20 protein-coding genes are annotated in these 25,916 nt (G+C 50.5%); 8 read left to right on the top strand and 12 right to left on the bottom strand.

The genetic code is table 11. The features are described from left to right. Positions 1-108: 108 nt before the first annotated feature. The 3 genes from AB7C91_RS08345 to AB7C91_RS08335 form a co-directional block, all read right to left on the bottom strand. Positions 109-1,899 carry an alpha/beta hydrolase gene (locus AB7C91_RS08345; RefSeq protein WP_428590540.1) on the bottom strand — a complete coding sequence of 597 codons (1,791 nt, stop codon included), beginning with the start codon at positions 1,897-1,899 and terminating at the stop codon, positions 109-111. Between the two features lie 187 nt (positions 1,900-2,086). After that, positions 2,087-4,708, bottom strand: a complete 2,622-nt coding sequence (gene mprF / locus AB7C91_RS08340) for a bifunctional lysylphosphatidylglycerol flippase/synthetase MprF (RefSeq protein WP_428590537.1) — start codon at positions 4,706-4,708, stop codon at positions 2,087-2,089. Positions 4,709-4,854: 146 nt separating this feature from the next. Further along, positions 4,855-5,910 (bottom strand): nitrogen fixation protein NifH, encoded by a 1,056-nt coding sequence (locus AB7C91_RS08335; RefSeq protein WP_428590534.1) that lies wholly within the window; start codon positions 5,908-5,910, stop codon positions 4,855-4,857. A 165-nt stretch (positions 5,911-6,075) separates the two neighbouring features. On the opposite strand from AB7C91_RS08335, the gene AB7C91_RS08330 reads away from it, so the two are divergent. Continuing rightward, positions 6,076-7,608: a bifunctional UDP-sugar hydrolase/5'-nucleotidase gene (locus tag AB7C91_RS08330; protein ID WP_332446124.1), complete on the top strand. Its 1,533-nt coding sequence runs from the start codon at positions 6,076-6,078 to the stop codon at positions 7,606-7,608. Between the two features lie 10 nt (positions 7,609-7,618). On the opposite strand, the gene AB7C91_RS08325 is transcribed toward AB7C91_RS08330, so the two are convergent. Further along, positions 7,619-9,220: an IS1634 family transposase gene (locus AB7C91_RS08325; protein ID WP_428590531.1), complete on the bottom strand. Its 1,602-nt coding sequence runs from the start codon at positions 9,218-9,220 to the stop codon at positions 7,619-7,621. Positions 9,221-9,449: 229 nt separating this feature from the next. Here AB7C91_RS08325 and AB7C91_RS08320 point away from each other — a divergent pair, with 229 nt between their 5' ends. From AB7C91_RS08320 to AB7C91_RS08290, 7 genes are all read left to right on the top strand, one after another. Beyond that, positions 9,450-10,013 carry a hypothetical protein gene (locus AB7C91_RS08320; protein WP_428590528.1) on the top strand — a complete coding sequence of 188 codons (564 nt, stop codon included), beginning with the start codon at positions 9,450-9,452 and terminating at the stop codon, positions 10,011-10,013. 57 nt (positions 10,014-10,070) lie between these two features. After that, entirely contained in the window at positions 10,071-11,387 is a 1,317-nt protein-coding gene (locus AB7C91_RS08315) for an extracellular solute-binding protein (protein WP_332446120.1), read from the top strand. 36 nt (positions 11,388-11,423) lie between these two features. Then, positions 11,424-12,317 (top strand): sugar ABC transporter permease, encoded by an 894-nt coding sequence (locus AB7C91_RS08310; protein WP_332446119.1) that lies wholly within the window; start codon positions 11,424-11,426, stop codon positions 12,315-12,317. After that, a complete protein-coding gene (locus AB7C91_RS08305; protein ID WP_332446118.1) occupies positions 12,307-13,143 on the top strand; it encodes a carbohydrate ABC transporter permease in 837 nt (278 codons plus the stop codon). The genes AB7C91_RS08310 and AB7C91_RS08305 overlap by 11 nt, the downstream gene beginning before the upstream one ends. Positions 13,144-13,305: 162 nt before the next feature. Continuing rightward, on the top strand, positions 13,306-15,504 hold the full coding sequence (locus AB7C91_RS08300; RefSeq protein ID WP_428590523.1) for a hypothetical protein: 2,199 nt from the start codon (positions 13,306-13,308) through the stop codon (positions 15,502-15,504). Next, positions 15,501-17,504: an alpha-glucosidase gene (locus AB7C91_RS08295; RefSeq protein WP_428590520.1), complete on the top strand. Its 2,004-nt coding sequence runs from the start codon at positions 15,501-15,503 to the stop codon at positions 17,502-17,504. The genes AB7C91_RS08300 and AB7C91_RS08295 overlap by 4 nt, the downstream gene beginning before the upstream one ends. Then, positions 17,504-18,946, top strand: a complete 1,443-nt coding sequence (locus AB7C91_RS08290; RefSeq protein WP_332446115.1) for an MFS transporter — start codon at positions 17,504-17,506, stop codon at positions 18,944-18,946. The genes AB7C91_RS08295 and AB7C91_RS08290 overlap by 1 nt, the downstream gene beginning before the upstream one ends. A gap of 21 nt (positions 18,947-18,967) precedes the next feature. Here the strand turns inward: AB7C91_RS08290 and AB7C91_RS08285 are convergent, their stop codons facing one another. The 8 genes from AB7C91_RS08285 to hisD all read right to left on the bottom strand — a co-directional run bounded on the left by AB7C91_RS08285 (position 18,968) and on the right by hisD (position 25,914). Further along, positions 18,968-19,561 (bottom strand): histidine phosphatase family protein, encoded by a 594-nt coding sequence (locus tag AB7C91_RS08285; protein ID WP_428590516.1) that lies wholly within the window; start codon positions 19,559-19,561, stop codon positions 18,968-18,970. 123 nt (positions 19,562-19,684) lie between these two features. Beyond that, complete coding sequence (gene hisIE / locus AB7C91_RS08280; protein ID WP_332446113.1) at positions 19,685-20,293, bottom strand: bifunctional phosphoribosyl-AMP cyclohydrolase/phosphoribosyl-ATP diphosphatase HisIE; 609 nt, start codon at positions 20,291-20,293, stop codon at positions 19,685-19,687. Between the two features lie 15 nt (positions 20,294-20,308). Then, a complete protein-coding gene (gene hisF / locus AB7C91_RS08275) occupies positions 20,309-21,088 on the bottom strand; it encodes an imidazole glycerol phosphate synthase subunit HisF (RefSeq protein WP_332446112.1) in 780 nt (259 codons plus the stop codon). Between the two features lie 4 nt (positions 21,089-21,092). After that, on the bottom strand, positions 21,093-21,812 hold the full coding sequence (locus AB7C91_RS08270) for a 1-(5-phosphoribosyl)-5-[(5-phosphoribosylamino)methylideneamino] imidazole-4-carboxamide isomerase (RefSeq protein ID WP_332446111.1): 720 nt from the start codon (positions 21,810-21,812) through the stop codon (positions 21,093-21,095). Continuing rightward, on the bottom strand, positions 21,803-22,405 hold the full coding sequence (gene hisH, locus AB7C91_RS08265) for an imidazole glycerol phosphate synthase subunit HisH (RefSeq protein ID WP_428590512.1): 603 nt from the start codon (positions 22,403-22,405) through the stop codon (positions 21,803-21,805). The genes AB7C91_RS08270 and hisH overlap by 10 nt, the downstream gene beginning before the upstream one ends. Continuing rightward, positions 22,402-23,529, bottom strand: a complete 1,128-nt coding sequence (gene hisB, locus AB7C91_RS08260; protein ID WP_428590509.1) for a bifunctional histidinol-phosphatase/imidazoleglycerol-phosphate dehydratase HisB — start codon at positions 23,527-23,529, stop codon at positions 22,402-22,404. Before hisB ends, hisH begins: the two co-directional genes overlap by 4 nt. Next, positions 23,522-24,601 carry a histidinol-phosphate transaminase gene (gene hisC / locus AB7C91_RS08255; RefSeq protein WP_428590506.1) on the bottom strand — a complete coding sequence of 360 codons (1,080 nt, stop codon included), beginning with the start codon at positions 24,599-24,601 and terminating at the stop codon, positions 23,522-23,524. The genes hisB and hisC overlap by 8 nt, the downstream gene beginning before the upstream one ends. After that, a complete protein-coding gene (gene hisD / locus AB7C91_RS08250) occupies positions 24,598-25,914 on the bottom strand; it encodes a histidinol dehydrogenase (protein WP_332446107.1) in 1,317 nt (438 codons plus the stop codon). Before hisD ends, hisC begins: the two co-directional genes overlap by 4 nt. Between the last annotated feature and the right edge of the window lie 2 nt (positions 25,915-25,916).

Genomic DNA, 25,916 nt, shown 5'->3' with positions numbered 1-25,916 from the left:
AACCATAATTTGCTTGAGTATACCATACCCATGAGTAATTGAAATAGAAGGGTATGTCGATGAATTTCTCATAACGGCATACCCTTCACGAAGTACATACAGATGAAACTATAATGCGACAGCAAATACTCCTGCTGCAGCCAAATACCACACGATAAAGATGGTGGTAACACTGATACCCACATATACCCTACCGGTCTTTCGGAAGAAATATGTGTACAAACAAGCAACGAGTGGCCACAAGACAAGCATTGGCAGGTAATAGATTCCACCCATTCCGGCTGCTGTCTGAATCATAGGGTTCGAACTAAAAATAATTGAACCACCTGCAATAATCGGTAAGTATAACATCAAGAGCCAAATCAATGCACCAAGCGCCAGAACAATGGAGTTAATCAGCATTTCTTTTCCCAAACTCAGTTTTCCATTCTTTGGTCTCTGAAATCCAGCGAAACTAATCCCTTGAGGAATAAAGAACAGGGCAAATGGTATAAGATACCCAAGAAATGCCAGAAACCTCTGTCCTGTAAGCGGGAGCAAGGTAACCACCCATGCTCTGAAGTCAACGTGCCAAACGGCATCAACGAACACAAGCAACAGATACACAGGAGCCAAAATCCCCAAAGCCAGGAGAACTGATTTGAGTATTTTATTCCAATCGAAAATTCCTGAAGCGTCTGTAAGCCCATACTGGAACAGACCGGCCCCTCGTTTTTTCAGGATCAAAAAATGACCTGCAACCAAGAGCAAACTACTGATGATTCCTACAAGAACCGACCAGATCATATACACGTTGGTAAAATTCTGTGGCCAAAGTCTGTTGGGACTGATCCAAGGCACGAAAAACATATGATTCCATACAAATAAATACAAGAGAGGACCAAGTGCCGTGGTAATCAATGCCCCTATCCACCATGCTTTTCCGTTATACCCACGATACTCAGGAACTTCCTCCCTAAGTTCTTTGAAATATCGAGTCTCAAGCAGTAATGATCCCATCGGGAAAAGGAAAAGCATAGCACCAAACAAAGCTAGCATTGTACCTATAAATTTAAGTGGCCATATCTGTTTGCTGGGAGAAAGTCCATTGCCCCCTTTCAAAGTCATTTGCATCCATTGCAAGGCATTCCCGATTGCCGGTAGTGAATCCGTCGATCCTGCATGGTCTTCCCACGGTTGATACAGGATTCTTGCTGTTCCATCCGCGATTGATCCGTAGATCTTTTCAACCTCTATCGGGGATTCTGTGCCAAACAAAGGTTGAAGGACAGGAGAGACAGGAGCATCGGAACCTTTTCCAATAAATACCATGACGCCCAATTCCGTAACTGTACCAATATTGAAGGCAGCGTTTTTCACGTATTTGGCTGCTGAAAGATCCATGGAACCTGGGGCATTAACCTCAGATTCCATAAAGAAGACGGAAGAATATCCCTCCGGATTCGAGGTAATCGCCCCCATCGCTCCGGCAAAACCGCCTTGTGACATTCCGACAATACCAATATTCTCCGTGTCAACCGTTGGAAGTCCTCTCAGATAGGCAAGTCCAGCGGGACCACCAGCGCCATAATCCATATTTTTTCCGGTAGAGCGGCCATGACCACTCATATCCATGGATAATACCACATACCCCCTCCGTGCAAATTCCAACGCGGTATTTGCCATATGATTTTTCTGATTATTCAACCCATGTATGGCAAGAATCGCTGGAGCTTTTCCTTCAAGATTCTTCGGGGTATACAAGTACGCGCTTACCTTGAATCCTGGAGCTTGCCAGATGGAAACCTCTTCCACCTTTACGTTTCCAAATCCTGAGTTCACCCACGATCCCAGCAGGCTTCCTCCCACCATCAGCACAATTGCCAGATAGAGCACTATCTGATTTCGGGTCTTGTTCATACGGTCTCCTTTTTTTCTATAGAAATTTTTTTATTTCTATAGAAAGTATAGAGCACGTATTATCTCTTTTCAACCAATATCTATGGGTACTTCAATCTCCTGCATGACGAGATCTGTTGTTTCCCGTATGCAGTTCTTTGCCTACAGGAAACCTCAAGAAGAAGCCACCGTGCTGGTTCATGTCCATTCAACCCTGCTGGTTCATCTCACCCTGTTTGTCCTTGGGCGGAGACAGAGGTTTTCCTTTCCTGATCAAGGCCGCAATATCGGCCCCAATGATCGGCAACGTCGTGTTGCCTGTCGAAGCGGGCACTGCGATGTATTGGGGTTCCCAATTCGGGTTGAACTTGTTCTTGAACGCCCTCAAACCCTGGAAATTGTAGAGCCCTTCCCCATTTTGGAAAATGAAGTGCACCGTCTTGTTCCAAAGGGGAGTACCCTCTCCTGCCTCGATACCCGACATGGGAGCCATACCCAGGTTGAACGCTTGATACCCCTGCGCTTTTCCCCAGAGCATGATCTCGATGAAGAGGAATTCCATAGTTCCTCCCGGGGCGTCCTTCCGGTACCGCATGAGGTCGATGGACAGTTCCGTCTTGTCTCCGCTTGTCCAAAGATTGGAAAACGCAACGATCATCCCCTCTTTCATCACTACGGCACAGGGAAAATTCTTGAAGTAATCGGTGTTGAAATACCCAAGGGAGAATCCTTTTTCCTTGGCGGCCTTCTCTTGCAACCACCCATCCGACACGCGTTCGATCTCATCCATATGGAGCGCAACCTCCGCTGGTTCCAAGACAGAGAACGTATACCCTTCCTTCAACAGCTTGTTGCGGGGAGGCCTGAGACTTTTGGCCTTCCCCCCTTCCAAGCTGAACGAAGCAAGGTCAACCAAGGCTTTTTCCCCTATTTTGAAAATATGCATGCCAAGTTCGATGAAAACAGGCAGGTATGCCGCCGAAATCTCATACCAAACAACCCGAGCACCCTGTTGCCTGGTTTTTTCATAGAAAGACCAGACCAATTCCTGGAATGCTTCCTTCTTTCCCACAGGATCGCCCATGACCACCAGCGACCTGCCGCTCTCCCCGTACATGAGGAAAGCTGTCTTCTCTTTGTCAAAGAAGAAATACTTGTCACCAAGCAATGCAAGATTCGCCTCAGAGTTGGGTGATACCGCGAGTATGGACAGGACGGCCTCACGACAATCGGCCAAGGTTACATGTTCCATCCGGGGAACCGGGGACAAAAGAATCCGCAAGGAGACAACCAACGACATGATCCCGATGCCCAGACTTGCCCGTAAAAATCTCGGGGCATCCTTTTCCAAGGCAAACACCCACCAAGACTCGTTCGAATACTGAACGTGTTTATAAGAAAACAACCCAAGCCAAAGGGCTGCAGCCAGAACGGTGGCCACGGTAATCGACCATTGGACGACCGATGTCGGGGCAATGAGTGATGCATGTCGGTTGAAGAGCGGACGGGCCGGCAGCATGATGAGCAGCACCGAACTGAGCACGAGGGCTTCTTCCCAGTCGAGACCTTTCAGAAGCGAGAACAACGCCCCAATCCCAAGCAGCAACAAGGTCAGGTAATACGCAATGTCGACCCTTCGCCTAAGAGCATCGGCGATGATCAACAACCCCAAGGCGGTAAGGCTGGCGGCAAAATGGGACAATTCCAGTATCTGCAGAGGAATGAATGGATCGAGCATCAGCAGCCGTTGCTTGATCGAGGGTGTGGCGACCGAAAACATCAGCACAGCACCGGAAAAGAAAACCAACAGGGAAAGAGCGGTGGGGATGAACGGGGAAACGGCGCGAATCGCCAGTCTGGTGCCTTTCTCAATATGCTTGCGGAAAGCAAAGGCTTCTCGAACCACGAAGGTGAGAATGGCTGCCAACAAAGGAGTCAGATAATAAATCGCCCGATACACGATAAGGATGCCGAACAGAACGTCGGAACGGACTGAAGCAGAAAGAGACAACATGATCAAGGAATCGAAGACGCCGAGACCTCCGGGAACATGGCTGGTCGCCCCAGCAAGTTGAGCTATGACGAAGATTCCTACAAAGGCGAGAAACGAAGGCCTTGTGGAAGGTAACAACACATAGAACACAGACGCTGCCAACACCCAGTCCAGCGAGGAGACCAGGATCTGGAGCAGAGAAATTTTGGGCGAAGGGAATCCTATGGAAAGCGATTTAAAATGCAAAGCCCGTGTTTGTCTGAAACAGGCTAAGCCATACAGGACCACCATAAGTACCATGACGATACCAAGGATCTTCGTCCAAAGCCCGAGTTTGGGAAACAGGGAAGCCGAAAGCGGGGTGAATGCAAGGGAGAGCCCGCCCATGGTTGCAAGCCCGATCCAGAAGGTCGAAACACAAAAGGCAATTATCTTGGCGATATCATTGCCGTCGATATGCCAGGAAGCATAGAAACGGTAACGGATGGCACTTGAACCGAACAACGAAAGCCCGATATTGTAGCTGAACACATAGCTCATGAAGGAAGCAAGGGCAATATTGCGGTATGGGAGTTCCTGTTTGACGTAGCGAAACGCCAGTACATCATAGAAAGTGAGAATGAAATAATTGAAGGCGGTAATGGCCAAGGCCAGGGCGATCGTCCATCTTGGATAGCTCTTCACTTGGTTGGCCAAATCGTGGTAATGGAAATTTTTCACTTGGTTGTACAAGAGGAAAAATGCCCCGGCAAGAATTGCCACGATGAGCAGAGGTTCCAGCTTTTTTACAATGACCCGGATTTTTTTCGGTTCTTCTTCTGCCACGCTTGCATCCATAGTTCCCCTGAAACCTCCTTGAAAGCGTAATTCCTCAAATTCTCTGGGAATCATTGCTAGCAAAACTGTATCAGATAGGAATTGTGAACGCAATGTTTAGTATGCAGGGATTGCAATCTTTGCTTTTCCTTTGAGCCCCTACTCCATTACCTCAAATACTTTAGAGCAGTATCCGGTACTCGATTTGAACCTTCGGATGCTCCATATCGCTTCAATACCCGCAGGGCTCGGAGTGTAAGCCATTTGCTTTGTTGCCCTTTTTCGCCGATGGGGATGAGCAAACGTTCACTACCATAGGTGTTCTCAAGTCGCCAGCGACCCTCTTCATCCTGCTTGGAAACCACTACTTCGATCGCTTCATCCATCCTGGCATCCTTGATGCCCAAGGTGGTGAGAATATCCAAAATCTCTAGGATATCCGTCTGGTACATCAAAGGATACCCGAAATGCAACCACCCCGGCTTGGAGACCTTCATACGTGCATGGCTCCGTTTATAGATATGATGGGCCAAGAGAAATGCTATACCTCGATCCATCGTAGCTTGGATCTCCGGGCTTCTCATACCTGCAGGAATTTCAGCGAATGCCTTGAGCATCTTAACCGTAGCCATAAGACAGGTGTGTTTGCCCCAACACATCTCGTATCGGTCATACGGAGATGGGACGCCTTCTTGCTCCTCTCCGTCATTGAATCGACTGAAGCGGACCAACCAGTCCAAAGCTTTCTGCAACCTGGCATCTTCTTGATACCCGAACTTGATCAAGGCCCAGGCCATATTCCCGGTGAGACAGGGGATCACCTCGGTCATCCTGCCTCCGCCCTGTCTTGCCGATGCATGCATGGAAAATCCTCCATCGATCGGCTCCTGTGCATGCTCGAACATATACTCACATTGAGCCTTGACCTGAGCAGTGAGCTCGCACCCATGCTCTGCAAGGGTAAGCAAACTCCAAACCAAGCCTTTGTACTTGTCGGTATAAAAGTACGGATATCGATTACGATATGCCTCACGCTGCATAACTTCCAACAATGCAGGCACATATCCGCTCTCCATGATTTGCTTATGGCTCGCGGCAACCTGCACATCATCTTCCGGCAATCCAAGGAGGTCCGTAAGGGTGTAATACCTGACCGAAGGATTACTTTCTTCCAGAAGCCAAGGCAGTAAATCTGCTCTGAGATGCATACTCCACTCATCCATGACCTTGCCTCCCCCACACACAGATAATACGTTGCAAATCTTTTGGAGTCGAGTAGATATACTCGTCTTTCCTGAAGAACAGAAATCATATCCGAACCAGTCAGATTTCTCTAGAGAACGGGTATTCGTTGACAAATGCCATACATGGCTCTAGACTTTGCAACCATGAAATCCTGCACCATGCTGTACACCTCAGACATCCACGGCTATTTGTTTCCGACCAATTATGCTGATAATACGGCAAGACCCATGGGGTTGTTGTCCTGTTCTCATTTTTTCGAAAAGGATGGCAACACCCTCGTTCTGGATGGAGGAGACACCATACAAGGTTCCCCATTCCTGGATTTCCTGCGGAATTCCACGGGTAATCGCTTCCCCATCACCCAAGTCATGAATGAACTTGGGTATGACGCAATAACACTCGGCAACCATGACTTCAATTACGGATATGAAGGTTTACAGGAATTCTTGGGGGACAACAAAGCGCAATGTGTCTGCGCAAATGTTGTCGATCACCGCGAAAGGCTCCCGATTATTCCGTATACAGTCAAAGAATTAGAAAACGGTTTATTGGTCGGCATCGTCGGTATCGTCACCGATTTCGTCAATGTCTGGGAAACTCCCCAGAATCTTGAAGGGCTTACGATTACCGATGCATTTGAGGCTGCCAGGAAAGCTTGTACTGAACTCAGGGAAACAACAGATATCCTTATTTGTTTGTACCATGGCGGGTATGAATGCGATGTTTCTACCGGCACCAGGCTTTCGGATTCTCATGAGGACATTGCCTGTAAACTTGCTGAAGAGCTTGATTTTGATATTGTATTCACCGGCCATCAACACAAGCATACGGAAGGTACCTACCTCAACGGAACCTATACCGTTCAAGGCGGAGCATATGCGTCAGAAATCTGTAAGATCACGGTAACCGTTGATGATGATGATCGTAGCGTACGTTCCCATGGCGAGTGGATGATACCTGACGGCACGATCAAACGCGGCATCCCCTCGCTTGCACAGTTACGTTCCATCGAAGATGACATCCAACGCAAACTCGATGAGCCGCTGGGGAAGTTGGCTGAGCCGATCAATTTCTCCGGGAGATTGGATGTGGCATTGCACGGCAGCGCCTTGGCTGTTTTCATCAATCAGGTGCAGAGGGAAGCCGGAAACGCTGATATTTCTGCAACATGCTTGTACAACATCTCTAGGAATCTACGCGAAGATATTACCGCAAGAGATTTGTTGATCGCATACGAATTTCCCAACACCCTGAAGGTGCTGGAAATTACCGGAAGCATCCTGCGTAATGCATTGGAACAATGTGCGACCTATTTTACCTGTGATTCCCACGGTAAGTCCACCATTGATCCCGCATTCCTTGCACATGAACGCCATCATTTCAATTATGATTATTTTTACGGCATCACCTATGCATTCGACCTCAACCTCCCCATAGGCAAGCGCGTCTCTCGTTTGGAATTCAACGACGTACCGGTCAAGGATGATCAAGTGTTTCGGATCGCGCTCAACAGTTATCGAGCAACGGGAGGCGGCGGCTTCTCCTGTTACAAGGGGTGCCGGATATTGATGGATTCACAATGGGAGATACCTCAGTTGCTCCGTGACTATATCCGAACACATTCCCCACTACCGGCCTTCCCCCCTTCTCCCTTTTTCGTGAAACGTTGCAAATAGCATTGCAGTCCTATAGCTGAGCAGAACCGGTACTTGCTCCCTCTGCCTCGGGAAGCAGCACACGCATCAGCTTTTGCTGAGTCTCATGCATAGGCAAGAGGGAAGCTCCCCCCTGTTCGCGATTGGACAACACACACATATGCTTGAACTGGGACAGCACTTCCTTGAATGTATATTCACCATCCAGACCGGTATCCTGCAATTTTTTTCGCAAATCGCAGATATAGATGGAAGCAATGAATTGGACAAATAGCCGAGGAGCAAGTCTGCTGCCTTCATGAATTCTGATTCTCAACAAATCCAAATCATTCCGCAAGTCATCAAATGTTCGTTCTATGGTCCGTTGCATCCGGTGACTTTCCAAGACTTTCACAGGATCCTTCAGTTCTGGATCATTGGTGACGAATGCAAAGAAACCTGCATATGCTTTCTCGTGCCGTTCAAGTTCCTCCAGATTAAGTCCGACAGTCCTCTTACCGGTAAATTTATGTTGTCCGAACATGAAAAATTTGGCCAGATCCGGTTCCGGATCATCCCCTTGGTGGTGTTCAAGACGCACTCGTTCCTGTTGGATTCTATACATGAATCGATCACGGTCCTTGCCGATGATATCCTGGGAATAGAACAAATGGACGGTACAAGGGTGGCGTATGACCCTGTTCTTCTTTTCCTCTTCCCAGATATAGGCAATTGTTCTGGCATAGTAATTTCTTCCATCCAGCAAGTACAAGGAAGCTGGATCGCCCATCATATCTTTATTCTGCTCTATGAGATTGCAGATCCAGGCATCCTGAATACGAACAGCCTGTAGGAAATTGTATCTCCTTACAAACATAGCCGTAATGTTTTCAATACTATAAAACTCCTGATCCATATTCAGGGTCTCCACAGGAACACCTTGCTTCTTCAGTGTTTTCAGGAGATCAGATACTTGTTCCATGGTTCGTAATTCCGTTTCGGTGGATTCCATATACAAAGGGAGCAGGGAATCCTTTCCAACCACCATCACATACCGCAACTGCTGGGGGCTGCTTCCTTCCATGTTTACCCCCCAGGCCAAGGACGGATAACATGCGTTATAGCTGTAGACTGAGCGTAGATCATACAACATCCGTGAAGAATCAGGAGCAATGCTGATCCATTCCCGGAAGAACTGTTCCTGAACTTCCTCATTCAGCCTATCCAAAATTTCTACGATATACCTGCTGTTGAATTTCCCAATGAATGGAGACTGGTTGAACGCCAGCCAATTGCCGCAGGAACTCAAAGGCTCATTCTCAACCACCAAATACCACACCATGGCCAGCAAGGCTCTCCAATCCGAGGGCATGGCATTTTTTACTATGCTGTCGAGTTTCAAACTCCGGGTAATGCTCTGCAGCAGCAAATCATGCCCTGCATGGGTAACCACAAGAGAATTCTTGCTGATATCCTGAACAATCTTCTCGGTCATATTCAAGCGTTTCGAGGGAATAAGTTCCCCCGTCTCAGGATCAAGTTTCCCGATGCAAACCCGTTTGGTCCGATATTTTTCTTCATTCTCGTCCCATACCGTAGTGCCTTCATAGACGTACGTAGTCCCGTTCTTTGCCTTGAATTTCACCCGATGCATAGCGGTTTCTCCTGCTTGCAATATGTGTATATTTTTGTATAATATTGCTCCATCTAATCTAATTATATCACATTTAATTCTTTATAAATCATTATTTTTATGTATATTTTTTATACTTTATGCAATTATATTTTCAATTTAATTGACAACTGCCTAAGCAAAAATTATGGTGGACTCAAAAGGTCAGTCTGCAGCTATTCTGCCTGACGAGAGGAATTGGAGGATTATCTTGGCCTCATCATATGATCCCTGGCAACAATGCAAAACAAAAAACGGGCTTCCTGCCGATCAGGTGATTTCCGCCCTTCAGAAGGAAATTCGGCGGAACAATGTCGATAACGCGGCAGTTCTCGCCTATGAAATGTTGATCACCAGTCGGGAACTGGAAGATTTCCTTTGGTTACGATTACAGGTCATCAGTGTTGAGGATATCGGATTTGGGGATCTCCAAGCACCATTGCTCATCCAAACACTTCAACAGATGCGTCTTGCCGCAAAACCGGAAAGCAACGACCGTCACTTGTTTGCCATTCATGCAGTTCGCTACCTGTGTTCGAGGATGAAGGATCGTTCTTCGGATGAGATGCTGAATTGGATCAAGAAATCGTATGAGAAGAAAGAACTCGTCCCCCAGATTCCTGACTATGCCTTGGACAAACACACACTCGCCGGACAGAAGTTGGAGCGGGGTGACAGGGAATTCTACCGTGAAGGGGCCTCGGTATCTCCGGAATACGAGAAGCGGGACCTGACGTATCTGAAGAGATTGCAGGAAATGTTGGGAATCGGATGAATTGATACGCTTTGTGGTTGATAAACCATAAATCATAGAGGAAAAAGGAGCAAAAGTATGAAGAAGAAGTTGCTTGTATGTGCACTGGGAACCCTCCTCATCGGGGGCATGCTGTTTGCAAACGGGAAACCGGAACAACAAGAGAAAATAACTCCTCCCGAGCAGGTCGTTACGACGATTCCATTGTCATCGTATGCTACAGAGGCTTGGTACAAAGCGATGAATGATGCGTTCACCGCCCAAACCGGCATCAAAGTAGAGGTACAGGTTACTCCTGGAACCAATGATGAACAGGTTGCAAAAGTCAATCTCGATCTTCTTGCCGGAAGCAAGGTCGATGTCATCCCTACGCTTGGGCCACGGGATCTGAATACTCGATTGGACGCAGGGTTCTTTGCTCCATTGAAAAAAGCCACCACAGCCTCTGGAGTTGACGTACGTTCGATCTGGGGGAAATACATCATGTATGACCCGAATGGTGAATTCTATTCGATTCCCACGAAACAGGAAATTTATTGTCTCTATTACAACAAAACCATGTTCGACAAGGCTGGTATACCCTATCCGAAAGCTCCTTGGACTTGGGATGACTTCGAAAAAACTGCACAGATGCTGACCAATGCACAGCAAAATGAATATGGTGCATTGATGCGTCTCGAAACACCGCATATCATCATCAAGGCACTGCAGGAACAGGTACCGCTCTACAAAGCGGACGGGACAAGCAATTTTGATGATCCAGCTTTTACAAAGAGCCTTCAATGGTTTAAGGAGCTGGGAAGCAGCAAGAAATATCAGATGGATGTGAAACAATTGTTGGCAGAAAAGGCTTCCTGGAACTATTGGGCGACTGTAGACAACATGGCCATGTTCATCCAAGGAAACTGGTTTACCAGACTTTTGAATAGTCCATCAGATTATCCCCGTGATTGGAAATATGGTGTTGTTGCCATCCCAACCACCGGAAAACCGGAAAGTGCGAATAATTTTGTCTCGATGGCCTATGCAAGTATCAACAAGAATGCAGCCCATCCTAAAGAAGCCTTGGAATACATCCTATGGCTCGGTCAGAACCAGTGGAGATTCGAAAAAGGGATTCCTGCGTTGGAGAATATGAGCGAAGAGGATCTGGCCAATGTGTTCAAGAGCACAGCAGATGCTTCAAATGGAAGTATCACCGTCGACGATTTGAACAAAGCTCTGATTGACAACGCCCTGAATGTCATCAATGTTGACATTGTAGGGCCTGCTGCTGCTGAATACAACCAGATCATCAAGGAAGAAGCCGAACGATATTGCATCGACCAGCAAACCCTCCAAGTGACTGTTCAACGTATCAAGCAGAGAATGGATGAGGTATTGAAAAACGTATAATTGACCAAGTTTTGCGGCCGGGTATGGAGGGAGTATATGCATCGAACAAGTGGAAGACTCAGGGCGGAGGAACGTACTGCGTGGCTGTTCCTGTCACTCTTTACCCTTTTGTTCATCATATTCAAGCTGTACCCGCTGGTATATGGAGTGGCAATCAGTTTTCTTAATAGAAACGCGCTTCGGAATGTATATTCGACTGAATTTGTATGGTTTGAAAACTACCGAAAAGTTTTCTCAAACCAAACCACCATGCAAGCCTTTGCACGTACATTCCAATTCTCCGCCACCTACACCATTTTTACGATGTGTTTCTCCATCCTGGCCGCTCTTTTGCTGAATAAACGGTTCCGTGGAAGGACAACGGTTCGCACCATGTTTTATATGCCCTATGTAACGAACCTCATCGCCATCGGAGTCGTATGGAATTATATCCTCAATCCGTATAAAGGCCCGGTGAATCGATTGCTTCTTGCACTCGGGTGGACGGAAAAAACCTTGCCGCTTTGGTTGAGCGGCAACAACAGTGCATTATCCGTGGCGGCATGTATCCACACCTGGGTTGGTCTGGCTTTCCCGGTCATCACCCTGCTTGCTGCATTACAGCAAGTACCCCGCTCGCTGCTGGAGGTCGCAGACCTGGAAGGAGCCACACCATTTCAGCGTCTCAGATATGTGTTGTTGCCTTCCGTCAAACCAGCCATCATGTTCATCCTGACCATCACCATCATCAATTCGTTCAAGAACTATACCGTGATCATGGCGTTGACCGAAGGAGGACCGGGGACAGCCACCCAGGTCGCATCGATGCAGATTTACGCCGATGCCTTCAAGTATTTCAAATTGGGGATCGCTTCCGCAGAAGGCACTTTGCTTGCTTCGATTATATTCATCATCAGTCTGCTCATCCAAAGGAAGAACTATGAATATTGAGCATGTACAGCAGAGGGAAAAAATCAAGCAAGCTTGTTTCTCGGCAATCATGTGGCTACTCGGCTTGTTGATGTTCTATCCATTTGTCACCATGGTGGTCATTGCATTCCGTCCTTCCGGTTTGGCGTATCGTCCGCTGTTCTACCCGGCAAAACCCATATTGGATAACTTCATTACCGTCATCACCCATCCAAACTTCCTGAATTGGAGTCGTAATACCATCGTCACGGTGGTTGTTGCCATTGTCTTGCGCCTGATCGTAACATTACCGGCTGCCTATGCATTTGCACGGCTGAAATTTCGTGGAGCCAGGGCGCTGCTCATGCTTTTCATGGTGACACTCGTTGTGCCGAGCGAAACCACCATGGTCCCTCGTTACCTCTATTTTAAATCATTGGGATTATTCGATTCCTTGTGGGTCATCATTCTCCCTGAGCTGAGCGAGGTTTTCTACTTGATGCTGCTCATCCAATTCTTTCAAGCCATCCCAAGGGAATTCAATGAAGCAGCCTGTATAGATGGGGCATCACAGCAACGCATCCTCTTTGGTATCTATATTCCACTTTCGGGTCCGGCAATAGCAACGACCGTGCTGTTTTCATTCATCAATATCTGGAACAACTTTCTTGATCCTTACCTATTCATAACCTCCATCAATCGGCAACTCCTGACTCCGGCTCTGAAATACTTCCAAGAGCGTGGAGGAGCTGATATTCCCGTGCAACTAGCCGGTTCAGCCATCGCAATCATTCCTATCGTCCTCCTGTTCATCTTTACCCAACGGTATTTTGTCGAGGGAATCACCAGTACGGGCGTCAAGGGTTAGCATTCGCCTTCTTAGAAAATCATCGGTTGTCCATGTGCAAAGATTTCTCCCAATGCCGATGATACATTTTTTGTATCCTTGTTCAGTAATGTTTTGACACCATGCAAAGCTGGGCTATAGTGAAGTGAGGCAAAATGCATGTTCCATTGGTAAGGAGGCCCGATGAAACAAAAAGAGACGCGAATCTACTTCTGTCCACGCTTCCATGTGAATTTCTACCATTCCTACCGGGGTGACCGTGCCGATGAGCAAGGATTCGGCAAGGACATCCGCATCATCAGGGGTATACTTGATGATCTGGACAAACTGCAGGAAGAAGGTATCGGTGTGCATTGCGCCTGGGATTTCGACAATGCATTCTCCCTGGGACGGATGATTCCCCGTCATGCCCCGGATATCCTTGCACGCATCAAAGAGCGGGTGGATACGGCATTGGATGAAATCCATCTCATGTCCTGGAACAACGGCTTGCTGGGTGCACATACCCCCGAGGAATTCAAACTAGCCATAGCATGGGCTAAATATGCGCCCGACCTCTCGGGAAACCTGGACGTATTTTCCTCCTGCACCACCATCGTTCGGCCACAGGAATGCATGGTCTCTCCTACTCACCTCAAGCTGTACACACAATTGGGAGTTGATACCGTTTCGGTGTATTACAGTGCCATACCCTTCAATGGATTCGGCTCCTTCTTTCCCGAGCTTCCCATTGAACAACGCTATAATCCGATGCTGCTTGAAGATAAAAACTCCGGATCATCGATGCGGCTCCTGCCTGCGATCAACCAAGGGGACCTCGCAGAATATGGATTCAGTGCCCGTCGCATGCTCAAATGCATCCGAAGTGCGCAAACCAGACTTGTTTCTCCTACGGACCTGATCGTTATCCTCGATATGGATGCCGACGATACCTTCTGGCAGGGATTCATCCCTGGGGGACTGGGGAATCTCGTACCCTCATTCGCAGGTTTGTATCGTTTGCTGAAAAGCATAACCACCCTGGACTTTGTGCAATTCATCAAACCAAGCGACTATCTCGCAACCCATCCGAATACGGGAAACCTCAGCATCGGCCAGGATATGGCGGACGGCGCATTCGACGGGTATGCGTCCTGGGCGGAGAAATACGAAAACCATGTCCTTTGGGCTAAGATCACCGAAGCGCGAACGTATTGGGATGCTGCAAAAATCCTGACAGCCGAAGCAAATCAGCTTTCCCCTTCAATGCTCCAGGATTTTTCCCAATTCAAAACACTCCTTCCCAAGGAACTGCAAACTCTGGCAACCCAAGCCATTGCCACTCGTCTACAAGTGCTCAGTACCACCCATTTCGGGTTGTCTGCACCGGTAATGAATGTACATCGTCTTGCAGTTGCGACCGCATTGGCAGAGGATGCCCTGACGCAGGCACGCCAGTTGTTTGATGCGGTACAGACAGAGTGCCACAGCAAAGGAGTACCACAGAAAACCGAGAATCAACGGATTTCCTGGACAGGCCCTCCACTCAGCTTTGAACCTTGCACAGATGGAAGTGGTATCGTACACGTCGGAAACGGCGAAGACCTGCAAATCCATCACCTCACAAACCCTTGGGTTACCTATGCCGGTCGCATCCGACGAAGCATCCGAGTCCAAACAGGAAAAGGGAAGACACAGGGTGTCATCCCCCTCGCCAAGAAGTCCGACTCGCACGTAACCTGGGAACGGGACATCCGACTTGACGACAATTCACAAACCTTGGTTTTGGAGTACCGTATTACCTACCCGACCACACCCCACCAAGGATATGGAAATAGTAAGGCTGACCGCCTGCAACGTACCTGGGATGCACGGTGGAAGCAAACAGCCCCGTGTGAGATCATCCTCTTCCAAGACATTCCCCTCAGCCGTACCATCACTGTATGGAAGCAGGATTTCTCAGGAAATCTCAGTTCCTACTCCCTGGACTATGCCGCATATGGGAAGAACATAATACTGAGTTCGATCAACAACCACATCACCCCGTGTTATCTGGCAATCAGTGATGGAAAGCATGGACTTCTGCTTGCACAAAACGGTAAAAACCTGCACTCCTTCGCATTCTGCCCCCTGCGTCAGATCTGGGGAAAGCACACCCAAACCATCACCGCAAACCCCTTCGGCACTTATTGGGGCAGGCAATACCGATATCCAGCAGCATGCACCGGGTGGGGAAGACGTGCTGCCTTGCTCGCATCAGAGCATTTGTTTCCCTCCGCCCCCTCATGGGAAGGGAAGACCGTTCAGTTCTCCCTTCTGATCGCCCCGTATACCGGCGACAAACCGCCTCAGGAGCTCTGCAAGGTTGCACAGCACTTCTTCGCAACTGGAGCCGGACAATGATCAACATACTCCCCACCCAGGACGGATTTGCTCTCACCTACCAAGAAAAAACAATCCTAAGCCATACTTTTAGCCATCCTTGCATAGGAATGGGAACCGGTAGGGCCGACATCACCATGGAGCACGGGATGTATCGCATCAAGGAAAAGCAATCCATACGGTGGGAGGACACCACACCGATAACCATCAATCGATCAGAAGGTATGCTCCTGATCAGCTTTGGAAACGTGTTTACCCTGCGACTAGAAGAAACGGGGCAGGCTTTGCGCCTCACCCCGATTCCCTCGCCTAATCTGGCATGCAACCGGTTTTTCATCCGTCTCCAGCTTCCTGTCGGAGAACCGGTATTCGGGTGCGGGGAACAATTCTCCCATCTGGACCTGCGGGGGAAGGTCCTCCCGCTCTGGGTATCGGAACCGGGAATCGGAAGAGGCCCCAATTATGTGCGGGTACTTGCCGATCTCCATTCAGGCCGTGGAGGGTCCCAAGCACACACCTACTTTCCCCAAGCCAGCTATGTCACCTACGGTGGACAATGGACCATGGTAGACACCACTGCATTCAGCCGATTCGATTTCAGTGGCCGTACCTCCTGTGTAATCACCACTCATGCAATTCCCACTTCCATCCTGATCGGACAGACGCATTCCCTCGCCACTGCAACTGCGGCGATCAGCAATAGCATCGGAAGGCAGAAAGCCCTACCCGATTGGATCTACCAAGGCATCATCCTCGGCTTGCAGGGAGGCCGCTCTTCAGTTGAGCAGAAACTGCAGGTTGCGCTGAAAGCCGGCATACCCGTCACAGCCGTCTGGTGTCAGGATTGGCAGGGCATCCGGATGACACCCTACGGCAAACAGTTGTTCTGGAATTGGGAGTATGACCGGACACTGTACCCTGATCTCCCCGAATTCATCAAAAGCCTGCACGAACGGGGTATCCGGTTCCTCGGATACACCAATCCCTTTCTCAGTACCGACGCCCCACTCTACCAGGAAGGAGCAAAAAAGGGGTACTTCGTCCATGACAGCAAACATCAAGCAATCTACGTTACCAGCACCACTACGTTCCCGGTGGCAATGATTGATCTGTGCAATCCTGAAGCCTGCACCTGGTACCGGCAAATCATCAAGCGCAATATGCTTGCGATCGGAATGGATGGCTGGATGGCTGATTTCGGCGAGTATCTTCCCCCCGATGGAGCGTTGTACGAGCATGCGAATCCAGCGTGGGAACACAATCGATACCCGGTCCGCTGGGCACAACTTAATGCACAGGCGGTCCAGGAAGCGGGCCGCTCCAAGGAAGTGGTGTATTTCTGCCGTTCGGGTTTCACCGGGAGCGCTCCGGCCGTCCCGCTGGTGTGGGCCGGTGATCAGCTGGTGAATTTCCTTAAGGACAGCGGCTTGCCGTCGGTCATTCCGGCAGGCATCTCCTCCTCACTCTCCGGCATCGGGTACTGGCATTTTGACATCGGAGGATTTTTCTCCTTCGCCTGGATCAAGCGAAGCAGGGCCTTGCTGATGCAAAGTTGTGAACTGGCTGCATTCACCCAAGTAATGCGCACTCATGAAGGCATCAATCCAACGGTGAATGCACAATTTGATTCCGATCCCCAAATGCTTTCCCATTTCGCCCGGATGACTCGCATTCATGCAGCACTGCTTGCGTATCATCAACTCGTTTCCCAACGGTATCAAGAGTCGGGAATTCCCCCTATCCAGCCGGTCGTATGCCGGACGAAAACCGGATTGCGGGCAATACCGGGGCACTACCTCTATGGTGAGGACCTTCTCATCGCACCTCGACTGAAACGAAACGTGCAGAAACAGACAATATGGCTGGGCGAAGGAAGTTGGGTGGACTTCTGGACCGGGAAACCCTATACCCAAGGACGTCATCGTGTACGCTCCGGACCAGGCCGTCCGCCGGTATTCATCCGTTCAGAAAGCAGCTATCTGGCATTATGCAGACAGATCGCACAAAAGGAGTGTGAATGATGGAAAAACAAGAGCGAAAGGTGACATTCAAGACCCTTGTCGCCTATGGATTGGGAGACATCTACGGCGGTGGGGCCTTCATGATCGTGGGCTTGCTGTTCTTGTTCTACCTGACCGAAGTGGTGGGGCTCTCCCCTGCACTGGCCGGCTTGGTCTTCGGCATCGGTAAGGTCTGGGATGCAATTTCCGATCCCCTGATGGGATACCTTTCCGACCGGACCAGATCCCGCTTCGGACGTCGAAGGGTATACCTGTTGGCAGGTATTCTCCCCATCACCCTCTCCTTCATCCTTCTGTGGCTTCCGATGGATTTCTCCTCCCAAGGAGCGTTGTTCCTGTATTACAGCGTGGCATACATCCTCTTCGCCACGGTGTTCACCATGGTGATGGTCCCCTACAGCGCACTTGCCGCTGAATTGTCAGGCGACTACAAAACCCGCAACAAACTCTCCGGTTCACGCTTGTTCTTCTCGGGCTTCTCTTCCCTGTTTGCCGCCACCATACCCAAGTTGATCATCGATGCTTCCCAAGGCACACCATCGCAAGGATACGTGACGATGTCCATCTGCTTCGGTATTTTCTTCGCGCTTCCCTGGGTGATCACCTACTTTGGTACCTGGGAAGATTCCCGGGTTGTCCAGCAGAGCGTTTCCAAACAGTTTTTCACGGAGTTCCTTACCATTTTCCGCAATACGTCGTTTCGGATCCATATTCTGATGTATGTTTTCGCCTACAGTGCCATGGACCTTTTGATGGCTCTCTTCACCTACTATCTCACCTATTATCTACGGCGCCCTACGCTTTACTCCGTGGCAATGGGCACCTTGATGGTGGTGCAGCTTGCAATGATCCTGGTCTACGTACGCATTGCCAACAGCAAGGGAAAGCGTTTCGCCTACCGGATGGGCATGCTCATCTGGCTGGTGGGGATGTTGTGCACCCTTGCCCTTTCCCCCGCTTCACCGGTATGGCTGGTGGCCTTGGTATGCGCAGTAATCGGGTTGGGTACCTCCGCTGCAGTATTCATCCCCTATGCAATCCTGCCCAATGTCATAGATGTGGATGAGCTGATGACCGGCATGCAACGCTCGGGAGTTTATTCGGGGGCAATGACGCTTACCCGCAAGCTCATCCAAGGCGCATTGGTGATGCCGTTGATCGGACTGTTTCTCCAGATGGTCGGGTTTGTCTCGAATGCGGAACAGACTCCCCGGGTGCTCTCCCGATTCTTCCTCTTTTTCATCGGAGGACCGGCTCTGTTGATCATCGCAGGAATCATAGCCGCCGCTTGGTTCGAGCTGAGTCCCAAAAACAGCGAGGTCATTGCATCCGAACTGATACGACTGAGAGCCGGGGGAAAACGCAGCGAGGCTTCGGGCGAAGTGAGGACGGTTTGCAAACTCACTTCGGGCCTGGAATATGAGCAGTGCAATTGGCAGTGAATACCTGGATACAGATTCCGACTACACCACCATGTTCACCTTGGGAACCGACCAACAGTTGAATGCAGGGAGAAAGGTACATACCGTGATGGAAGCATAATCGATGGAGAAAAGATGCCTGCGATGGGGAGGAAGGCCGAGCAATGAACACAGCAGGATCCTGATCAGACCTTCATGGGTGCAAAGGATATGGTTCGTATTCGGATCCAGAGAATCGAAGAGTGCACGGATTCTCTTTTCAGCCTCTTCCCCCGTTTCGCCGTCAGGCATCCTGAATGCACGGTCTCTGCTATGATAGGCATTCCAGAAATCAGGAAACTGATCCTGGATTTCTGCATCCGTCATGTCCTCGATACAGCCGACATCGATCTCGTTGAGTCTTCCGTCGATTTTTGGGACGATGGATTTCGCCTGTGCAACGAAATCGATGGTCTGACGAGTCCTTGCATACTCACTGACATGAATGGATGCAATTTCCATCGAAGCGAAGAAGGAAACCAGAGAACGGGAGCTTTGCATACCGGTCTCTGTGATCGGTTGATCATTGAATTTCAATCCATTGTGATGAAAATCACCTGTTTGTTTCTCAGCATGACGGATCACATAGATACTCATCCGAACCTCCAACTCCCTGTCAGTCTACGATGCAGGTACGGACTTGTACACCGTCTCAACATGAGATCACCTGCCGTTCTCAGGCAGGTGATGGTTCCAAACAAAAGCGTGTGTGTCGAATAATCAGCGGCTGTGACGGCCCTTCAGCACGTCTATGACCTCGGAAAGCTGTACGTTTTTCTGGGTAAGGAGCACCAGGAAGTGGTACATCAAATCGGCCGCCTCCCCAAGAAAGAGACTCTTGTTGTCATCCTTGCTTTCAATGATCAACTCCACCGCTTCCTCCCCAACCTTCTGGGCTATCTTGTTCAACCCCCGGCTGAAAAGATGGTTGGTGTACGATCCTTCCTGAGGAAAATCACGACGGTCATGGATGACCTCTTCCAAATAGAATAGGAATTCATTGGAAGAAATTTCCTCGGGGTCGTTGATCTCGTTGAAGCAGGTATCGCTGCCGGTATGGCAGACAGGTCCGGTAGGGATCGCCTTGATCAAAAGCGTATCGTGGTCGCAATCCTCGATGATCTCACGAACCTGGAGGTAGTTGCCGCTCGTCTCCCCCTTGGTCCAAAGTGTTTGGCGACTTCTCGACCAGAAGGTGACCAACCCGCGATCCTGGGTCAATTTGAGCGCTTCTTCATTCATATAGCCAAGCATCAGAACCCTGCGGGTTACTGCATCCTGGACGATGGCAGGGACCAAGCCCCCTTGTTTTTCAAAATCAAGACCCATGTTCACAACTCCTTACTACCGGGTACGCATAGTTATACCATGTTGTGCGAGAAAAATCTTCAACTGTGGGATATCTATTTCATGAAAATGAAAAATCGAAGCGGCAAGCGCTGCATCGGCCTTGCCTTCGGTGAAGACCTGTGCAAAATGTTCCATGGTTCCCGCTCCCCCGCTGGCGATGACCGGAATTCCCACCGCCTCGGAGACCCGACGCGTCAGATCGACGGCAAACCCTGATTTGGTGCCGTCATGATCCATGGAAGTGAGCAGAATCTCCCCCGCTCCCCGTTCATACACTTGTTTTGCCCAGGAAACCACCTCGATCGAAGTGGGGGTCCTTCCTCCATGGACATACACCTCCCATCCCGGCAGACCGGGACGGTCGAACGCTGGGTTGCGCCGCGCATCGATGGCACAGACCACACACTGGCTTCCGAACTGCAGAGCCAGTTCATCAACCACGTCGGGCTTGGCCACCGCCTGGCTGTTGATCGAGATTTTGTCGGCCCCGCTGTCCAGTAGGGCTCCTACATCTGCCGTCGACCTGATGCCGCCGCCCACGGTGAACGGGATGCCGATATGATCGGCGATACGTCGTACCAAGGAACGCAGGGTTCCCCTGTTTTCCACGGTAGCGGTGATATCGAGGAACGTCAGTTCGTCGGCACCGAAGCGACTGTATGCCTGGGCAAGTTCCACGGCATCCCCGGCATCGCGGAGATTCACAAAATTGATCCCCTTCACGGTACGTCCGTCGCGAATATCCAGGCAGGGTATGATTCGTTTTGCCAGCATAGATTTACTCCCCGAATCGGGCGAGATCAGCAAGACTGATCGCCCCTTCATACATGGCTTTGCCGATGATGGCTCCCCCAAGTCCAAGCTCCTTTAAACGTACCAGATCCTCCAGAGAAGATACTCCCCCGCTTGCAATCAAACGCAGTGCGGGTCGGGTTTGCAGCAGCTGCTGATACAAAGGAAAGGAAGGTCCACCAAGCATCCCATCCTTGGCGATGTCGGTACATATGACCGTAGAGAGCCCTTGAGCCAGATAATAGTCGATGAAAGGTCCGATTTCCTGGGAGCTGGACTCCATCCAACCACTGCTTTGGATAAGCCCATCCTTGGCATCGGCTCCCAGGATCAGCCGATCGGCGCCGTAGGTCTGCAACCAGGAAAGCACCAGCTCCGGATTCTTCACGGCAACCGATCCGCAGGTCACCATACTCGCCCCTGCATCAAAGGCGGAAACGAGATCTTGGGTATGCTTGATGCCTCCTCCGAAATCGATGACCAGGGAGGTGTGGGAGGCAATCCGTTCCAAGACCTTCAGATTGACGATGCCTTTGCCTTTGGCCCCATCCAAATCCACCAGATGCAACCGCTTCAGATTGTGGTCTTCAAACCGTTTCGCCATTTCCAACGGGTCGGAAAAATACACAGTCTTTCGGTCATAGGAGCCTTGGCTGAGTCGCACCAGTTCTCCTTCGATGATGTCTATGGCCGGAATCAAGTCCATGTTACGACCTCCAGGAAATTTTTCAGAATCACTTCACCCACATCGCCGCTTTTTTCCGGATGGAATTGGCAGCCGAAGAAATTATCCCGCCTCAGTGCCGCGGAGAATTCCAAACCGCCATATTCGGTGGTTCCGATCGTTTGCGACGAAAGCGGAACGTAATAACTATGTACGAAATATACCCAGGAAGGGGCATTCAGACCGGAAAACAAGGGATCTGCACTCACCTTGAGCGTATTCCATCCCATATGCGGCACCTTGTATGCAGGATCCAGCACAAATTTTTTCACCGGTGCATCGAACAAACCCAGACCCTTCGTATCGTGCTCCTCACTGTGGCTGCACATCAACTGCATACCCAGACAAATGCCCAAAAAGGGTTGTCTCAGATTCACCAATACCGAATCAAGCCCTTTTTCCTGCAGGTATGCCATGGCACTCGACGCTTCCCCCACTCCGGGAAAAATGACCCGGTCGGCTGCGTCCAACCGTTTCGGATCATCGGTGACCTCCGCTTCGTACCCCAACCGATTGAGCGCACAAAGCACCGAACGAATATTTCCGGCATTGTATTGGACCAAGGCAATGTTCATAACACCCCCTTGGTGGATGGCAGCTGCATCGAATAGGGATTGCGGTGCACCGCACTGCGGACCGCACGGGCAAATGCCTTGAACAGCGCTTCGCATTGGTGGTGCGCATTCCCCTCGCCGACGGTCATACTCAGATTGCACCGTGCACTGTCGCTGAAGGATTTAAAGAAATGCTGGACCATTTCCGTGGGAAACTCACCGACATATTCCCGCTTGAATTCAACATTCCACTGCAGATACGGACGACCGGAAAAATCAAGGGAGACCTGAGCCAACACCTCATCCATCGGCAATAGTTCGAAGCCATAGCGGTTGATCCCCCGCTTATCCCCCAGCGCCTCGAAAAACGCCTGGCCCAATGCCAATCCCACATCCTCAACCGTATGATGCTCATCAACCTCCAGATCCCCATGTGCCTGTATATCCAAGTCGCAACCACTATGGCGTTTCACTTGCTCCAGCATGTGGTCGAAGAAGGGTACATGGGTATGAATCGTTCCCAGAGCCCCTCCATCAAGGTTCAGATTCACAGAGATCTGCGTTTCCTTGGTGCTTCGGTTGACCGCAGCCATACGGGGCGAGAGATGACTTTCATCCAACAAGAACGAGGCGATCTGTGCCCAATTGTCGCTGACCAAGAGACAGATCGATGCCAACGATTCCTCCAATTGCGTCGCCAAGGAAGGATCGGCGAACCAAATTGCCTTGCATCCAAGATTCTTGGCAAGCTGTAGATCGGTAAGGCGGTCACCGATCATCACCGAGTTGGCAAGATCATAGGCTTCGTTCTGGTACTCACCAAGCATCCCGATCCCGGGCTTTCTCCCCGGACATGCATCCTGGGGAAGGGAAAAATCAATATGCTGGGCATCAAAGAGGATTCCCTCCCCTGCAAGCGTGTCAAGAATACGCTGATGGGGGATGTCGAAGTCCTCCTGCAGAAAGGAGGGGGTTCCCACCCCATCCTGGTTGCTCACCATGGCCAGATACCAAAGTCCGCTTTTGCACAGCCGTCCGAGGGCTGAAAACACACCTGGTATATAGTTGATCTTCTCCAGGCTGTCAACCTGGGTTTCCTCGACGATGATGCCGTCACGGTCGAGAAACAACACACGTTTAGGCATCCTGTTCCTCCTTGTAGGATGAAAGCTCGGCCAGCAGTCGGTCGTTCTCCTCTCTGCTGCCGATGGTGATGCGCAGGCAGTTCTCGCAATGCAATTCCTTGCTACGGTTGCGTACAATGATACCCCTGTCCAACAAATACCGATAGACGGCGAGGGCATTGCCGACACGTACCAAAAAGAAATTCGCGTCACTGGGGAAAACGGTCCGTACACAATCCAGCTGGGAAAGCGCGCGCTCCATTCGCTCCCTCTCTGCCTTGATCAACGCCAAGCCCTTCTGGACCTGATGTGCCTGGCTGAGGGCGTGCAGGGCAAGATCCTGACTGGGAGATCCGACGTTATAGGGATACTTCATACTCCTGAGAACCGCTATGATCTCTTCGCTGGCAATGGCAATCCCTACCCGGGCGCTTGCCAATGCCCAGCATTTGGAGAGCGTCCTGAGCACCACCAGATTTGGATAGTTCTCCAACAGGCTGACCGCACTTCCCTTGTTGCTGAAGTCATAGTAGGCTTCGTCAACGACGGTGATGCCGTCGAACAAAGAGCAGACTTGCTCGATCACCGAACGGTCGAACGCATTGCCTGTAGGGTTGTTCGGGCTGCAGATGAAGAGCAGCTTGACCCGCCCGTTCTCGTTGCGATTCAGTTTTTCCTGTTCGAGGAACTTCGTCAAACCGGGGATATCGATGGCGAACGAAGGAGTGAGCGGAACGGTATGGACCGTAACATCATTGATGTCCGCAAACACCCGGTAGGCACCGTAGGTCGGGGGAAGCAGCAGCACCGAGTCCTTCCCGGGCCGACAGAAACAACGCATCAAGTTGTCGATCAATTCGTCGCTTCCGTTGCCGATGACAGTCTTGGACATTGCAAGTCCCAAGACGTCCTGGAGTGCTTTGCGCAATTGTGTAGCCAACGGGTCGGGATACCGGTTGGCATCCGGTTTCCCCACGAAATCCTGCCAGTTCTCATTGGCATCCAGGAACACCTCGGCCTCCCCGGTGAAATCGTTGCGGGCGCAGCTGTACGGGGTAAGATTTGCGATATTCTCCCTGAGTAACTCTCTCATCGGTCTCCTCCCAGCCGAAGGGAAACAGCATTGCGGTGTGCCCGCAACTGCTCGTGTTCGGCCATGGTCAACAAGGTAGGTCCAAGATAGGCAAGACCCTTTCGGGTCACCTTCTGTACGGTGATTTTCTTCAAAAAAGAATCGGTGCTTACGCCGCTGTACGAACGAGCCCATCCGTTGGTGGGGAGAGTGTGGTTCGTACCACTGGCGTAATCGCCTGCCGTCTCGCAGGAATAGGGGCCGAGAAAGATCGAACCGGCATTGACGATACCTTGCGCAAATTCGGCATCCGCTTCATCGCTTCCCAAGTTGATGATCAAATGTTCGGGGCCATAGGCATTGACCAAACGCTGACATGCTTTCTGCTCATCGATGATGAACGCACGGGAGGAGGAAAGACTGGAAAGCAGGTAATCCTGCCGACAGAGCATCTCCAGTTGTCGTGCGAGTTCGACCTCCACCTTGGCAAGCTGAATTTCTGCAGATCTGCGATTACCTTTGATGACCAGCATCGCCTGACTGTCCTTGCCGTGCTCGGCTTGGCTGAGCAGGTCGCTTGCCACAAACGCAGGATCGGCTTCATCAGACACGACCACCATGACCTCACTCGGGCCCGCAGGCATATCGATGGCACAGCAACTGCTGCTGACCTGCACCTTCGCCTCGGTTACATACCGGTTGCCCGGCCCAAAGATTTTATCCACCCGACCAATGCTTTTCGTCCCGTACGCCATGGCACCGATCGCCTGCGCTCCCCCTACTTTGTAAATGGTACCAACGTTGCAAAGCGATGCAGCATACAGGATTGCAGGATGCACCTTCCCCTCCTTGTCCGGGGGTGTGCACAACACGATTTGCGGACAGCCGGCAACAGCAGCCGGAACGGCAAGCATCAGAACGGTGGAAAACAACGGCGCGGTGCCTCCGGGAATATACAACCCTACCCGTTGATAGGGAACAATATTCCTCGACAACTGGATACCGTCGGCGATTTCCAAGTGCTCGGCCTGGGGCAACTGGGCCGTATGAAAGGCCTTGATATGTGCATAGGCTTGCTGGAGGGCCCCTTTGAGGTCCGAGGGGACCAACGACCGGGCCTGCTCCATTTCCTCTTGGCTGACTTGCAGGGAAGAAAGGCTGGCTCCTTCGAACTGGCTGGCATAGCGGATCAAGGCAGCGTCCCCTTGTTCCTTTACGGTCTTCAGAATGGTTTGGACTTGTTCGGCAACCGTACCGGTGTTCTGCTGGTTGCGCGCAAGCAACAGGGGAAAATCATCGTCCGACGGGTTGTAGAAGTGTTGCAGGTATGCCATGG

The sequence above is a fragment of the Sphaerochaeta sp. genome (assembly GCF_050256055.1).
Taxonomy (GTDB): domain Bacteria; phylum Spirochaetota; class Spirochaetia; order Sphaerochaetales; family Sphaerochaetaceae; genus Sphaerochaeta.
This window is presented reverse-complemented; position numbering and strand designations above follow the sequence as displayed.

What these genes read in the sequence shown, in the direction of transcription:
- AB7C91_RS08300 (WP_428590523.1), top strand. Translation starts at nt 13,306, where the DNA reads ATGAAACAAAAAGAGACGCGAATCTACTTCTGTCCACGCTTCCATGTG.
- AB7C91_RS08330 (WP_332446124.1), top strand. Translation starts at nt 6,076, where the DNA reads ATGAAATCCTGCACCATGCTGTACACCTCAGACATCCACGGCTATTTG.
- hisF (WP_332446112.1), bottom strand. Translation starts at nt 21,088, where the DNA reads ATGCTGGCAAAACGAATCATACCCTGCCTGGATATTCGCGACGGACGT.
- hisH (WP_428590512.1), bottom strand. Translation starts at nt 22,405, where the DNA reads ATGAACATTGCCTTGGTCCAATACAATGCCGGAAATATTCGTTCGGTG.
- mprF (WP_428590537.1), bottom strand. Translation starts at nt 4,708, where the DNA reads ATGGATGCAAGCGTGGCAGAAGAAGAACCGAAAAAAATCCGGGTCATT.
- AB7C91_RS08305 (WP_332446118.1), top strand. Translation starts at nt 12,307, where the DNA reads ATGAATATTGAGCATGTACAGCAGAGGGAAAAAATCAAGCAAGCTTGT.
- AB7C91_RS08270 (WP_332446111.1), bottom strand. Translation starts at nt 21,812, where the DNA reads ATGGACTTGATTCCGGCCATAGACATCATCGAAGGAGAACTGGTGCGA.
- AB7C91_RS08310 (WP_332446119.1), top strand. Translation starts at nt 11,424, where the DNA reads ATGCATCGAACAAGTGGAAGACTCAGGGCGGAGGAACGTACTGCGTGG.
- AB7C91_RS08295 (WP_428590520.1), top strand. Translation starts at nt 15,501, where the DNA reads ATGATCAACATACTCCCCACCCAGGACGGATTTGCTCTCACCTACCAA.
- AB7C91_RS08335 (WP_428590534.1), bottom strand. Translation starts at nt 5,910, where the DNA reads ATGGATGAGTGGAGTATGCATCTCAGAGCAGATTTACTGCCTTGGCTT.
- hisC (WP_428590506.1), bottom strand. Translation starts at nt 24,601, where the DNA reads ATGAGAGAGTTACTCAGGGAGAATATCGCAAATCTTACCCCGTACAGC.
- hisIE (WP_332446113.1), bottom strand. Translation starts at nt 20,293, where the DNA reads ATGGGTCTTGATTTTGAAAAACAAGGGGGCTTGGTCCCTGCCATCGTC.
- AB7C91_RS08325 (WP_428590531.1), bottom strand. Translation starts at nt 9,220, where the DNA reads ATGCATCGGGTGAAATTCAAGGCAAAGAACGGGACTACGTACGTCTAT.
- AB7C91_RS08290 (WP_332446115.1), top strand. Translation starts at nt 17,504, where the DNA reads ATGGAAAAACAAGAGCGAAAGGTGACATTCAAGACCCTTGTCGCCTAT.
- hisB (WP_428590509.1), bottom strand. Translation starts at nt 23,529, where the DNA reads ATGCCTAAACGTGTGTTGTTTCTCGACCGTGACGGCATCATCGTCGAG.
- AB7C91_RS08285 (WP_428590516.1), bottom strand. Translation starts at nt 19,561, where the DNA reads ATGAGTATCTATGTGATCCGTCATGCTGAGAAACAAACAGGTGATTTT.
- AB7C91_RS08345 (WP_428590540.1), bottom strand. Translation starts at nt 1,899, where the DNA reads ATGAACAAGACCCGAAATCAGATAGTGCTCTATCTGGCAATTGTGCTG.
- AB7C91_RS08315 (WP_332446120.1), top strand. Translation starts at nt 10,071, where the DNA reads ATGAAGAAGAAGTTGCTTGTATGTGCACTGGGAACCCTCCTCATCGGG.
- hisD (WP_332446107.1), bottom strand. Translation starts at nt 25,914, where the DNA reads ATGGCATACCTGCAACACTTCTACAACCCGTCGGACGATGATTTTCCC.